The organism is Buchnera aphidicola (Mindarus keteleerifoliae), from assembly GCF_039392895.1.
In the GTDB taxonomy this organism is placed as follows: Bacteria; Pseudomonadota; Gammaproteobacteria; order Enterobacterales; family Enterobacteriaceae; genus Buchnera_A; species Buchnera_A aphidicola_A.
The window spans coordinates 385,225-399,521 of the sequence record NZ_CP135027.1; the positions used below are offsets into that span (position 1 = coordinate 385,225).

The 14,297-nt window shown below is 22.9% G+C and carries 10 protein-coding genes; 7 read left to right on the forward strand and 3 right to left on the reverse strand.

Going from position 1 to position 14,297, the window contains the following annotated elements; genetic code table 11:
* Positions 1–389: 389 nt before the first annotated feature.
* Positions 390–3,101: a DNA polymerase I gene (polA, locus tag RJT62_RS01770; RefSeq protein WP_343153400.1), complete on the forward strand. Its 2,712-nt coding sequence runs from the start codon at positions 390–392 to the stop codon at positions 3,099–3,101.
* Positions 3,102–3,153: 52 nt separating this feature from the next.
* On the opposite strand, the gene yihA is transcribed toward polA, so the two are convergent.
* Positions 3,154–3,747: a ribosome biogenesis GTP-binding protein YihA/YsxC gene (yihA, locus tag RJT62_RS01775; protein ID WP_343153402.1), complete on the reverse strand. Its 594-nt coding sequence runs from the start codon at positions 3,745–3,747 to the stop codon at positions 3,154–3,156.
* Positions 3,748–4,145: 398 nt separating this feature from the next.
* On the opposite strand from yihA, the gene typA reads away from it, so the two are divergent.
* Complete coding sequence (gene typA / locus RJT62_RS01780) at positions 4,146–5,960, forward strand: translational GTPase TypA (protein ID WP_343153404.1); 1,815 nt, start codon at positions 4,146–4,148, stop codon at positions 5,958–5,960.
* Positions 5,961–5,968: 8 nt separating this feature from the next.
* Here the strand turns inward: typA and gmk are convergent, their stop codons facing one another.
* Both gmk and ygfZ read right to left on the reverse strand, forming a co-directional pair.
* Positions 5,969–6,592, reverse strand: coding sequence for a guanylate kinase (gene gmk, locus RJT62_RS01785; RefSeq protein WP_343153406.1), 624 nt, complete (start codon positions 6,590–6,592; stop codon positions 5,969–5,971).
* A 98-nt stretch (positions 6,593–6,690) separates the two neighbouring features.
* Entirely contained in the window at positions 6,691–7,671 is a 981-nt protein-coding gene (gene ygfZ / locus RJT62_RS01790) for a tRNA-modifying protein YgfZ (RefSeq protein ID WP_343153408.1), read from the reverse strand.
* Between the two features lie 139 nt (positions 7,672–7,810).
* Between ygfZ and prfB the strand changes: the two genes are divergently transcribed.
* The 5 genes from prfB (at position 7,811) to miaB (ending at position 14,204) form a co-directional block, all read left to right on the forward strand.
* Positions 7,811–8,906, forward strand: a protein-coding gene (gene prfB / locus RJT62_RS01795; RefSeq protein ID WP_343153410.1) for a peptide chain release factor 2 whose coding sequence is annotated in 2 segments (ribosomal slippage) — positions 7,811–7,867 and positions 7,869–8,906 — 1,095 coding nt in all. Because the reading frame shifts where the segments join, the coding sequence is not laid out codon by codon here.
* 8 nt (positions 8,907–8,914) lie between these two features.
* The gene (gene lysS, locus RJT62_RS01800; RefSeq protein ID WP_343153412.1) at positions 8,915–10,441 is read left to right on the forward strand and encodes a lysine--tRNA ligase; all 1,527 of its coding nucleotides are present in this window, start codon (positions 8,915–8,917) and stop codon (positions 10,439–10,441) included.
* 69 nt (positions 10,442–10,510) lie between these two features.
* Positions 10,511–11,758 (forward strand): diaminopimelate decarboxylase, encoded by a 1,248-nt coding sequence (gene lysA, locus RJT62_RS01805; RefSeq protein ID WP_343153414.1) that lies wholly within the window; start codon positions 10,511–10,513, stop codon positions 11,756–11,758.
* Between the two features lie 193 nt (positions 11,759–11,951).
* On the forward strand, positions 11,952–12,746 hold the full coding sequence (gene thyA, locus RJT62_RS01810) for a thymidylate synthase (RefSeq protein WP_343153415.1): 795 nt from the start codon (positions 11,952–11,954) through the stop codon (positions 12,744–12,746).
* 120 nt (positions 12,747–12,866) lie between these two features.
* Positions 12,867–14,204: a tRNA (N6-isopentenyl adenosine(37)-C2)-methylthiotransferase MiaB gene (miaB, locus tag RJT62_RS01815; RefSeq protein WP_343153417.1), complete on the forward strand. Its 1,338-nt coding sequence runs from the start codon at positions 12,867–12,869 to the stop codon at positions 14,202–14,204.
* The last annotated feature ends 93 nt before the right edge of the window (positions 14,205–14,297 follow it).

Genomic DNA, 14,297 nt, shown 5'->3' on the forward strand with positions numbered 1-14,297 from the left:
ATAAAATATTTTTTTTAATTTTATTATTCATTCTTAATTTGCAAAAAAATAGAAAATCTAAAGATTTTTATTAAAAATATTTAAAATGAACAATTCAAAAAATTAATGGGTATTTCACTTATAACAACATTTTTTTATGTTTATCAAAAATTTTTAAATAATTCCACAAAAAATTGTGGAACAATCAAAATTTAAAATATTAATAATTTTTTTTAAGAAATAAAATATTAACTGTTCTTTTTATAAGAATTTTAATTTATTTTGAAAATTTCAATAAATATATTTAAATTAAATATTTTAACTATGTTAAATTAATGATTAAAAACTATTTAAATTTGACTTATTAAAATTAAACAAATTTAACTAAAAACTTTAAAAATTGAAATTTCATGAATATAAAAAAAGAAAAAAAGCAATTAAATCCAATCATTTTAATTGATGGAAATATATATATATACCGATTTTATCATGCTCTTCCTAAATTAAAAAATTCTTTTGAAGAACCATCCAATGCAATATACGGAATGGTAAATATGTTACTTAATCTACTAAAAAAATATAAACCTAAAAAAATAATAGTTATATTCGATTCCCATAAAAAAAATTTTAGACATTCTATTTTTAGAAACTACAAAAATAATAGAACATCTATGCCAGAAAACTTAAAAGTTCAAATTTCTCCGCTAAAATCAGTTATTAATATGTTGGGAATACCCACAATTTCTATACCTACAATAGAAGCAGATGATATTATAGGAACTATTGCTAAAAAAGAATCTAGAAAAGGAAATACCGTTTTAATTCAAAGCTATGACAAAGATATGATTCAACTAGTAAAAAAAGAGATTAAAATTATTTATTCAACTAATAGTGAAATTATCGATTCAAATAAAATAAAAGAAAAATACGGTTTTTCTCCCAAAAAAATTGTAGATTTTTTATGCTTAATAGGAGATAAATCAGATTCTATACCGGGAATTTCTGGAATAGGAAAGAAAACAGCCTCAATACTTATTAGTAAATATGGATCAATTGAATCTATTTACAAAAATTTAAAAAAAATAACACCCTCTGTTGTAAGAAATTCAAAAAAAATTATTTCTTCTTTAATAAAATATAAAAAATCAGTATTTTTATTTAAAAAAATTATAACTATAAAATCAGACATTTATTTAAATATAGAAGAAAAATTGAAATTTTCTAATCCAAAAATTTTAAATTTATACCTTTTTTTTAAATATTACAATTTTAATACATGGATAAAAAAAATTAAAAACTTTAATTTTTTTTATCAAAAAAAATCAATAATAAAAAAGAAACCTTCCAACTTTATAATTTTTTCAAAAAAATTAAAAAAAAATTTTCATGAAATAATCAATACAATAGAAAAATCTTTTTCCATATCTTTTTTTTTACATTTTGATAACTATAAAAAAAAGAAAAAAAGTCTAAAAGGTATAGCTTTTTCAACAAACGAAAAAAAAACTATTTATTTTCCTTTTAAAGAAAACATTTCAATCAATGACTTTCAAAAAATTTTTGAAAATAAAAAAATTAAAAAAATTAGTAAAAATTTGAAAGAAGATAGAAAAGTTTTAAAAGAAAATAAAATAACTTTAAAAGGTGATCAATACGATATTTTTGTTGAATCATATATATTAAATAGTAAATTCGGTGAAAAATGTAATTTATATGAATTAAAAGAAAAATGGATAAAAAATAAAATAATAAATAAAAACGAAAAAAAAGAAAAAACTTTCGATAATACTAAAAATAACAAAAAATATACTTTAAGAAAAAATGATGTAATGATTCAAACTGAGATAATTTTTAAATTACATCAAAAACTATCAAACTTTTTTAAAAAAGATAAATATAATTTATTTATTTTAAATAATATTGATCTACCTTTGATCAAAGTAATAGAAAAAATAGAAAATAATGGAGTTTTAATTGATCAACATTTACTAAAAGAACAGTCTCAGAAAAATGCGCTGAAATTAATTGATCTCAAAAAATTAGCTCATAAATTATCTAATTCATCTTTTAATTTATTATCGAATAAACAACTACAACCTATTCTTTTTAAAAATGAAAAATCTAAAAAAATTAAAAAGAACAAAAATGGGAATTTTTCAACCTCAAAAACTGTGCTAAAAGCATTATCCTTTGAAAATCCTTTAGCAAAAATTATTCTAAATTACCGAAAATTAAAAAAATTACAATCAAATTATTTAGACACATTACCTAATATGATCAATCCAAAAGACAATAGAATTCATACATCTTATCATCAAACTTTAACATCAACAGGGAGACTTTCCTCAAAAAATCCAAATTTACAAAACATTCCAATTCGAACAAAAGAAGGTAACCTTCTTAGAAAATCTTTTGTTGTTCCTCCTAAAAGTATTATTACAGCTATAGATTATTCTCAAATAGAATTAAGAATTCTAGCTCATCTATCAAACGATCCATATTTAATTAATGCCTTTAAAAAAAATAAAGACATTCATGTTTTAACTGCTTCAGAAATTTTTAATGTTCCAATCTTTAATGTTACAAACGAACAAAGACAAAAAGCTAAAGTAGTTAACTTCAGTCTAATTTATGGAATGACCACCTTCGGATTATCAAAAAAAATTAATGTTACTTTAAAAGAAGCTGAAAAATATATTCAAGTCTTTTTTGAAAAATATCAAAAAGTAAAAGAATATATTAAAAAAAATCAAGAATTTGCTTTTAAAACAGGTTTTGTTTATACTGTACTAGGTAGAAAATTATATCTACCTAATATTAATTCAAAAAATATATTTTTAAAAAAATCAGCAGAAAGATCCTGTATTAATGCTCCTATGCAAGGAACTGCTGCAGATATTATTAAAAAATCAATGATAGAAATAGATAAATATCTATCTAAAAAAAAACTCTTTAGTAAAATAATTATGCAAATACATGACGAATTAATATTCGAAATAAAAGAAAAGGAATATGAAAAATTATATCCTAAACTAATTTATATTATGGAGAATGTAATTACTTTAAAAGTTCCATTAAAAGTATCTATTAAATCCGGTCAAAACTGGGGAGAAATATATTAGAACTGAAAAACAATTATGATTCCTTCATTTCATTACATTTAATTTAATGAAATTACTTGTTCCATTTTTCCAGTTCTTTTTTTAAATTATCAATTCCATTTTTTTTTAAGGAAGAAAAAATATAAATTTTAATAAATTTTGAAATAGAAAAAATATAATTCTTAATAATTAAACACTGTTTTTTTTGAAAAGATATTGAAACTTTATCAGATTTATTTAATAAGATTAAAATCTTAATATTTTTTTTAATTGCAAACAAAATCATTTTTAAATCTGATGATTTTAAAGGATTTCTTATATCCATTATAAGTACCAAACCTATTAAACATTTTCTACTGTTTAAATAATTAAATATCAATATTTCTATTTTTCTTTTAATTAATTTTGATACTTTTGAAAATCCATATCCTGGAAGATCTACTAAACGAAAATTATTAGTAACCTCGAAAAAATTTATTAATTGTGTTCGACCTGGAATTTTACTTGTACGAGAAATTTTTCTTTTATTTGCTATACAGTTAATAGTTGTAGATTTTCCAGAGTTAGTAGCTCCAACAAAAGCTACTTCAATTCCATTAAAAATGTCTAATTGGGAAATATCTGAAACACTTTTTAAAAAAAATGTTGAATCAAATTTAATTTTCAAAATTCCTCCTTTTAATAATAAAATTTAACTTTTTGAAAAACATTTAAAATTTACAAAAAAATTTTTATCAATTGAATTGATATATTTAAAACCTTATAATAAATGACTTCAATTATCTATTCTTTAAAATTATTTTTAATTTTTTAATATCAGGAAGCATATTATCATCGATCTTAATTAATAGATAAAGATCACTAATTAATTTATCTATGTGTAGATGTATAATGATGAAATTAATATTTTTATTATTATTTTTTTTTTAAATTCTCTTAATTGAAAATTATTAATCTCTATTTATTAATATCTTACTATTTATAGCTTAAAAAAATAAAAAATTCGGATGTCTATTTAAACAAAAATTTAATAATTTTAATTTTTAAAACTAAAAGGAAAAAATAATGCAAAAAAAAATAAGAAATATAGCTATTATTGCTCATGTTGATCATGGAAAAACTACTTTAATAGACAAATTACTACAACAATCTGGAACTTTTCAAAATCATGAAGAAACTACAGATAGAATTTTAGATTCTAATGATTTAGAAAAAGAAAGAGGAATTACCATCTTAGCTAAAAATATATCTATTAATTGGAAAGGATATAAAATAAATATTATTGATACTCCCGGACATGCAGATTTTGGAGGAGAAGTAGAAAGAGTTATATCTATGGTAGATTCTGTACTACTTGTAGTAGATGCTTTAGATGGACCTATGCCTCAAACCAGATTTGTAACACAAAAAGCTTTTGAAAATAGAATTAAACCTATAGTAGTCATAAACAAAATTGATAGAAAAAATGCTAGACCTGATTGGGTTGTTGATCAAATTTTCGATTTATTTGTAGAATTAAATGCTACAGATGAACAACTAGATTTTCCAATTATTTATACTTCTGCATTGTTTGGTACATCCGGGGTTAATTATAAAAAAATGGACAAAAATATGAACCCGCTTTATGAAGCTATTGTTAAATATGCACCAGCTCCTAAAAATAATTCTAATGATTTTTTTCAAATGCAAATTTCACAATTAGAATATAACAATTATTTAGGGGTTATTGGAATAGGAAGAATTCTAAAAGGTACTATTAGACCTAATCAAACAGTTTCTGTCATAAAGAAAAACACCGTAAAAACTGGAAAAATTAATAAGGTGCTTAGTTATATAGGATTAAAAAAAATAGAAACTATGTCTGCAAGTTCTGGAGATATTGTAGCATTAACTGGACTAAATGATATTAGCATTTCTGATACAATATGTGATCCAAACCACCTAAAACCATTACCTCGTATAAAGATAGAAAATCCTACAGTAAAAATGATGTTTTGTGTTAATACTTCTCCATTTTCTGGAAAAGAAGGAAAATTTATTACTGCTCGTCAAATTTTTCAAAGATTAAAAAAAGAAGCAATTAATAATGTTGCTCTAAAAGTAAAAGAAACAGATGATGCTAATGTATTTTTTGTTTCTGGAAGAGGAGAATTGCATTTATCTATATTAATAGAAAATATGAGAAGAGAAGGATTTGAACTAGAAGTTTCAAGACCTAAAGTAATTTTTAAAAAGATTAAAGAAAAAATTTATGAACCATTAGAACAAGTAATTGTAGAAATCGATAAAAAACATCAAGGATCTGTTATGTCTATGATAGGAGAAAGAAAAGGCGAATTAAAAAATATGATGACTGAAAAAAATGAAAGAATTCGTTTAGAATATATTATTTCTAGTAGAGCATTAATTGGTTTTCGTTCAAATTTTATGAATATTACTTCAGGAAGAGGAATCTTTTATTCTTCTTTTAGTCATTATGACATTACTCATGGAACTAATATCGGAGAACGAAGAAATGGAGTAATGATATCGAACAAAACTGGAACTGCTGTTGGATTTTCGATCTTTAATTTACAAGATAGAGGGAACTTGTTCATATCTCATGGAGAGAAAATTTATGAAGGACAAGTTATTGGTATTCATAATAGAACTAATGACTTAACAGTAAATTGCTTAACAGGGAAAAAATTAACCAATATGAGAGCGTCTGGAACAGATGAAGCTATTACTTTAATTCCGCCATTAAACATAACCTTAGAATATGCAATAGGATTCATAAATGAAGATGAATTAGTAGAAATTACTCCTAAATCTATCAGGATTAGAAAAAAACATTTAACAGAAAGTTCTAGAAAAACTGCTTTTAGAAACACTCGATAAAAACTTTTTTAGCAATTTAACAACTTTTTAATTAAATTATTTTTCTTTTGTTTTTGATAAGATGTTCGTAATCTATTTGCTAATATAATATTACTTAAATCAAATAAAGCAGTTTTTAATTTATTATTAACAACAATATAATCATATTCATGATAATGACTAATTTCAGAAACTGCTTTTTTCATTCTTTTTTTGATTACAAGATCACTATCTTGACCTCTATTTTGTAATCTTCTATGCAATTCTTTTTTAGAAGGAGGAAGCAAAAAAATACTTTTCGAATTTGAAATTCTTTTTCGAATATTTTGAGCTCCTTCCCAATTAATAATCAAAAAAATATCAAATCCTAACGATAAAAATTTTTTTACTATTAATTTTGAGGTGCCATAATAATTATTAAAAATTTTTGCATACTCTAAAAAATATTTCTTTTTAATCATATTTTTAAACTCTTTTTTTGAAACAAAATAGTAATGCTCTCCATCTTTTTCTCCCTTTCGCATTGATCTTGTAGTATGAGAAACAGAAACGGCTATTTTATTCAAAATTTTTTTTTTAAAAATTTGCTGCATCAAAGTAGATTTTCCTGTTCCACTAGGTGCTGAAATAATAAATAAGGTACCTGTATACATTAAATTTGGTTATATTTCTTTATGTTTTAACACAAGTTATATATAAGTTATTATGCCAGAAAATGCATGAGTTATACATATTTTTTTTAATATACTTATTAAATATAAAAAACTTTTTTTAAAAATAATTCTTCATACTTTTTAAAAAAAACTCGAAATTTATAGTTTTTATCTATTTTTTTGTTCAAAATAGCCTGAATCCAAAAAAAATTGTTGTCGATTGAAGTGAAATAAATAATTTTTCCAATAGAAATCCATTTATTTTTAACTTTTACTTCTATTTTTAAATTTTTTTTCAAAATGTTTTTTTTAAATGAAATCATCCAACATAAAAAATTATTCTTTATTTTTTTAAAATAAGCTCTAGAAATAACCTCTTGTCCCTGATAACAACCTTTAAAAAAATTAATTGCAAAAACTCTTTGTAATCCTAATTCTTGCGGAAGAAATTTTTCTTGAACATTTTTTTCTATTATAGGAAACCCTAATTCTATATCTAAAAAATTCCAATATTCAAAACCTTTGATGATTATATCTTTGACTAATATTTGATATAAAAAATTTCTTTTTTTATGAGGAAAAATTAACAAATACCTTTTTTTAGTATTATTTATTAAAAATAATATAATATCGTTTTCAATAACTAATGGGTTTTCTTCATTTGGAATATTAAGAAAAAAATTCTTTAAAAAATCATCTGAACTTTCACCTATTAAACCAATAATTTTTAAATTTCTTTTTACATCAATCGATACTTTTGAGAAAATAGAATATTTTACCAATTCTTTAACCTGAGAATTAATCGCTTTTTTCTTAATTAAATATCCATATTTTCCATTAAATTGAAACAATCTTAACAACGCTATAACCCTACCATTAATCGAGCAATGAGCAGCAATATAATGCTTATTTAACTTTAATTGATCCATATCTATAGTCAATTTACTTTGTAAATATTTTTTAGAATCCTTTCCTTTTACCACCACTACTTTCCAATCATTTAAGATTACTAAATTAGGTTTTAAAGTCTGATAATAAAAAAAATCTGTTTTTTTTGTAATAGCAATGTCAAATTTCATCTAAAGTATGACCAATTTTTTATAAAAAATATTTTTAAAAGTTAATCAATGATTATATAATAATCTTTTTGTTACATAAATAAAAATTATTTTTTCCAAAATTTTACAAAAACTGAAAATATTTTTAAATAGGATCTTTATGTTCGAAATAACTATGATTAAAAATCAAATTAAAAACTGCGAAAAAAAAATAAATAATTTTAGGAGGATTCTTTGATTATGATAAAAAAAGAAATTTAATGAAACAAATAGATTTACAATTAAACGATCCTACAATCTGGAATAATCCAAAAAAAATTAACAAAATAAACAAAGAAAAAGCTATCTTAAAAAAGGATCTATTTAAAATTGATAAAATTGTTACTACAATGGAAATCATTAAAAAAAAATTTAGACTAAATCTAAAGAAAAAAAATAGAAATTTTGAAAAATTATTATCTATATTAAATGAATTAAAAATTATGATAAAAAAAATGGAAATTTATTTTTATTTTTCAAAGCTAGAAGATAGTTATAATTGTTATATTGACATACAAGCTGGTTCTGGAGGAATAGATGCTCAAAATTGGGCGAAAAAAATGCTTAGAATGTATCTAAAATGGTTAGATCAGAAAAAATTTAAAGTTGAAATTATTCACGAATCTATAAGTGAAATTTCAGGAATAAAATCAGTCACTGCTCGTGTTATAGGATCTTATGCTTTTGGATGGCTAAGAACAGAAACTGGGATTCACAGATTAGTGAGAAAAAGTCCTTTTAATTCTGGAAGTAAGAGACATACTTCTTTTGTTTCAGTTTTTGTATATCCTGAAGTTAAAGAATCAACAAATATTGAAATAAAAAATTCTGACTTAAGAATAGATGTATATAGATCTTCAGGAGCAGGAGGTCAACATGTTAACAGAACTGAATCTGCTGTAAGAATTACTCATATTCCTACGGGAGTTACAACTCAATGTCAAAATAACAGATCACAACATAAAAATAAAGAAATTGCTCTTAAACAAATTAAAAGCAAACTCTATCAATTAGAATTAAAAAGAAAAAACAAAAATAAAAAAAATATTGAAAAAAATAAATCAAATATTGCGTGGGGAAATCAAATACGATCTTATATATTAGATGATTCTAGAATTAAAGATCTAAGAACAAAAGTAGAAACAAGAAATATTCAGAACGTACTAAATGGAGAATTAGATCAATTCATCGAAAGTAGCTTAAAACTTGGTATATAGAGGAAAAAATGAATTATCAAGAAAAGAAAAATATTTCTGAAACTAAAACAAAAATTGACCAAAAAAAAATTAGAAGAAAAAAGCTAGATTTTATATGTTCTAAAGGGTTTAATTTTCCTAATAAATTTAAACCAACTATTTCAGTTAAAAAAATAATTGAAAATTATAATAATATAGAAAGCGTAAAGTTAAAAGAAAATAATGTAGCTGTTAAAGTTGCTGGAAGAATTATCAGACAAAGATTTATGGGCAAGGCAGCATTTATTGTACTTAAACAAGGTTATATGGAAATTCAAATATATATAACACAACAAATAATTTTATCTAATAAATACATTGATAAATTTAAAGATTTAGATCTAGGTGATATCATAGGAGTAAAGGGAATATTATTTAGAACTAAAACTAAAGAATTGTCTATTTATTGCAAAGATATTGAATTATTAACTAAATCATTACGTCCTTTTCCTAATAAATACCATGGGTTACTAGATCAAGAAACACGTTATAGAAAAAGATATTTAGATTTAATTAGTAATAAAAAAATTTTTACTATTTTTGAAACTCGTTCAAACATTATAAGTAAAATTCGTAGTTTTATGAAAAAAAACAAATTCTTAGAAGTAGAGACCCCTATGATACAAACTATTCCTGGAGGAGCAGATGCCCGTCCTTTTATAACTCATCACAACACTTTAAACATGAATATGTACTTAAGAATTTCTCCAGAACTATATTTAAAAAGACTAATTGTAGGGGGGTTTAACAGAATTTTCGAAATAAATAAAAATTTTCGGAACGAAGGAATTTCTAATAGACACAGTCCAGAATTTACTATGATGGAATTATATTCTTGTTTTGATACTTATAAAGAGATGATGATCATCATTGAACAACTAATAAAAGAATTAGTTTGTAAAATATCCAAAAAAAAAATTATTACTTATGGAAAAAATGAAATAAATTTCAAAACACCATATAAAAAAATTAGTATTAAAAATGCAATTCTTAAATATAATCCTAATATTAATTCTTCAGATTTAGAATCACTTTCTTCAATAAAAAAAATTTCAAAAAAGTTAAATATAGAAATGAAAGAAGACTGGATGATTGGGAAATTTATCATTGAAATTTTTGAAAAAACTGTAGAAAAAAAAATAATTCAACCTACTTTTATAACAGAATATCCTATTGAAGTTTCATTATTAGCAAGAAAAAAAAATTCTAATAAAAACATTGCTGAAAGATTCGAATTTTTTATTGCAGGCTATGAAATAGCTAACGGTTTTTCTGAACTTAATGATGCTATAGATCAAAAAAAAAGATTTAAACAACAAATAAACAAAAAAAATATAGATAAATCAAACATTTTTTTTTATGATGAAGATTATATTAAAGCTTTAGAATATGGTTTACCTCCAACAGCTGGACTAGGACTTGGAATAGACCGCTTAATAATGTTATTAACCAATCAAAAAAATATTCGAGATGTAATTTTATTTCCTATATTAAAAAATATATCAGAAAAAAAATAATTTTGTAAAAAAATATTTTTAATTTCTTAATTAAAATTTTGTTCACAATTAAATTAACTGAGGAAAAATATGTCTCAATTTAAAAATAATCTCTTTATAAATATTGAAAAAGAAAAAATAAAAAAAATTATAAATTTATATAATACCCCCTTATGGGTGTATAATTCTGAAATTATTGAATCTAAAATTAGAAAACTAAAAAAGTTCGATACTATTCGTTTCGCTCAAAAAGCTTGTTCTAATATCCACATTCTTAAATTAATGCGAAAAAACAAAGTCAAAGTTGATGCAGTATCTGAAGGGGAAATACATAGAGCTCTATTTGCTGGATTTAAACCAAAAAATAATGAAATTATTTATACTGCTGATATTTTTGAAAAAACAACATTAACTACTGTTAAAAAATTAAACATTCCTGTTAATATTGGATCAATTGATATGTTGATTCAGCTTGGAAAAATTTCTCCTAATCACCCTGTTTGGTTAAGAATTAATCCTAAATTTGGACATGGACACAGCAAAAAAACAAATACTGGAGGAGAAAACAGTAAACACGGTATTTGGGATCCAAATACAGCAATTAAAATAATAAAAAAATATAATTTAAAATTAGTTGGGTTACATATGCATATAGGATCTGGAGTTGATTACAGTCATTTAAAAAATGTTTGTAATGCCATGGTTGAATATGCTATTAGCTTAAATCAAAAAATAAGTAGCATTTCAGCTGGAGGAGGATTATCAATTCCTTATCGAAATAAAGAAAAACCAATAAATGTAGAACATTATTATTTCTTGTGGAATAAAGCAAGAAATACTATATCTAAATTTTTAAACCTTAATATTGAATTAGAAATTGAACCTGGAAGATTTTTAGTTGGAGAATCAGGCATTCTAATCACTGAAGTAAGAGCTGTTAAAAAAATGGGACATAATAATTTTGTATTAGTTAATGCTGGTTTTAATGATTTAGTCCGTCCTGCTATGTATGGAAGTTATCATAGTATATCAGTACTTAGCGGATCCAAAAAACCCATTAACTATCAAAAAAAAATTCAAACAATAGTTGCTGGACCTCTATGTGAATCTGGTGATATATTTACTCAATTTGAAAATGGAAATATTGAAAAAAGATTATTACCTGTAGTTTCACCAGGTGATTTTTTAATTTTTCATAATACGGGAGCATACGGTGCTTCTATGTCTTCAAATTATAACAGTCGTCCTTTAATACCTGAAATTCTATTCAAAAAAAACATTTTTCATTTAATTAGAAGACGACAAACTATACAAGATTTAATTGCATTAGAAATTTAAAAGATGATAATTTTCATTATATTACATTTATAAATTTTAAAGAAAGTTTTTTATAAAAACTAAAAAACTTACCTTTACATTTCAAAAAGATTAAAATTTAAAAAAATAATTAAAAATTAAGAACAGTAATTTTTACTAATATAAACTTTTATAAAAAATATCAATATTTTTAAAAACATTGTAAACAAAAAAAATGAAACTTTACTTAAATTTAATAAAATATATTTTAAAATTTGGAAAAAGCAAAAATGATCGAACAGGAATAGGAACATTATCCATATTTGGATATAACATAAAGATTAATTTAAAAAACGGATTTCCATTAATTACAACAAAATGTTGTCATACAAGATCAATAATTTATGAATTGCTATGGTTTCTTAAAGGTAAAACTAACATTAAGTATTTAAATCAAAAAAAAGTATCAATTTGGGACAAATGGGCTAATAAAAAAGGGGATTTAGGTCCTATATATGGAAAACAATGGAGATCTTGGGAAGATAAAAAAGGGAAAAAAATAGACCAAATAAAAAATTTAATAAACGAAATTAAAAATAACCCAAATTCTCGTAGAATGATTGTTTCTGCATGGAATGTAGGAGATATTAACAAAATGGCATTACCTCCATGTCATACCTTATTTCAATTTTATGTTTTGAAAAATACTTTAAGTTGTCAGATTTATCAGCGTTCTTGTGATGTTTTTATAGGGTTACCTTTTAATATTGCTAGTTATTCTATACTTTTACATATGATTTCACAACAATGTAACCTATATCCAGGAAATTTACTTTGGACAGGAGGAGATGTTCATTTATACAAAAATCATGTTTCTTTAGCTAAACAACAAATTCTTAGAAAACCTAGAAAATTACCCAAATTGATCCTAAAAAATAAGCCAAAATCCATTTTTCTTTATAAATTTAACAATTTTAAAATTATAGGATATCAGCCTTATCCTTCAATCAAAGCAACAATAGCAGTATAAAAAAAACATTTTTTTTAAAATATAGAAAATATCTAATCTAAATTAGACAAATAACTAATAATGAAATATCATTTCTGTAAATATTTTTAAAGTGCATAATACTTTTAATGTATAATCAAAATGAAAAAAATACATATTAAAACTTGGGGATGTCAGATGAATGAATATGATTCATCTATAATTTCCAATCTTTTTTTATTAAATAAAAAAAAATATTGCTTAACAGATACTCCTTTTAAAGCAGATGTATTGATTCTCAATACGTGTTCTATTAGAGAAAAAGCAAAAGAAAAATTATTTCATCAACTTGGAAGATGGAAAAAAATAAAGGAAAAAAATCCAAAAATAATCATTGCCGTAGGTGGTTGTGTTGCAACACAAGAAGGTAAAGAAATTTATAATAGAGCCAATTATGTTGATATTATTTTTGGAACTCAGACTATACATCGATTGCCTAATATGATAAATGAAATTCAAAAAAATAAAACTTTTCTTATCGATATTAGTTTTCCTACAGAAGAAAAATTTGATTCGTTACTAGAACCTAGAGTGTCAAAATTATCTTCTTATGTCTCTATAATGGAAGGATGTAATAAATATTGTTCTTTTTGTATTGTACCTTACACTAGAGGGGTGGAAGTTAGTAGAAAATGTGATGATGTATTATTTGAAATCGTTTCTTTAGCAAAAAAAGGAATCAAAGAAATTCATTTATTAGGGCAAAATGTAAATGCTTACAAAGGGGAAACGGCGTATGGAGGTATTTGTTCTTTTTCAGAATTAATTGAACTGATAGCTGAAATTAAAGAAATAAAAAGAATTAGATTTACAACTAGCCATCCTGTAGAATTTACAAGAAAAATTATTAACGTTTATGAAAAAGTACCTAAATTGGTTAATTTTCTTCACTTACCAGTACAAAGCGGCTCAAATCGAATTTTGAAATTAATGAAAAGAGGACATACTATATCGGATTATAAAAAAATAATTTCAGAATTACTTTTAATTAGACCTAAAATGCAAATTAGTTCTGATTTTATAGTAGGATTTCCTGGAGAAACTAAAAAAGACTTCTATAAAACAATTAAATTAATTGAAGAAATTAATTTCGATATGAGTTTTAGTTTTATATATTCTCCAAGACCAGGAACACCAGCCTCTATTATGAAAGACAATGAAACAAGTTATTCTGAGAAAAAAATCAGACTTGATCTACTGCAAAAAAGAATAAGAAAACAAGCATTAAATTGGACGAAAAAAATGATGAACAGCATTCAAATTATTTTAGTTGAAGGAGTTTCTAAAAAAAACATTTCTGAATTATATGGAAAAACAGAAAATAACAGAACTGCTTATTTTCAAGGATTATCTACAATGATTGGAAAATTCGTTAAAATAAAAATCACAAATACATTTATTAATTCTGTTAGAGGTATATTTATAAATTATGTTAATTAATCTAGTTTACTAAAAAATACTAAAAAATTTAATACGAGATAAAAAACTATTTTATAAAAAATATGATTATTATTAATTTGCAAAATATAACTA

Coding starts and splice junctions, on each gene's coding strand:
- polA (WP_343153400.1), top strand. CDS start 390: ATGAATATAAAAAAAGAAAAAAAGCAATTAAATCCAATCATTTTAATT.
- typA (WP_343153404.1), top strand. CDS start 4,146: ATGCAAAAAAAAATAAGAAATATAGCTATTATTGCTCATGTTGATCAT.
- gmk (WP_343153406.1), bottom strand. CDS start 6,592: ATGTATACAGGTACCTTATTTATTATTTCAGCACCTAGTGGAACAGGA.
- ygfZ (WP_343153408.1), bottom strand. CDS start 7,671: ATGAAATTTGACATTGCTATTACAAAAAAAACAGATTTTTTTTATTAT.
- lysS (WP_343153412.1), top strand. CDS start 8,915: ATGAATTATCAAGAAAAGAAAAATATTTCTGAAACTAAAACAAAAATT.
- lysA (WP_343153414.1), top strand. CDS start 10,511: ATGTCTCAATTTAAAAATAATCTCTTTATAAATATTGAAAAAGAAAAA.
- thyA (WP_343153415.1), top strand. CDS start 11,952: ATGAAACTTTACTTAAATTTAATAAAATATATTTTAAAATTTGGAAAA.
- miaB (WP_343153417.1), top strand. CDS start 12,867: ATGAAAAAAATACATATTAAAACTTGGGGATGTCAGATGAATGAATAT.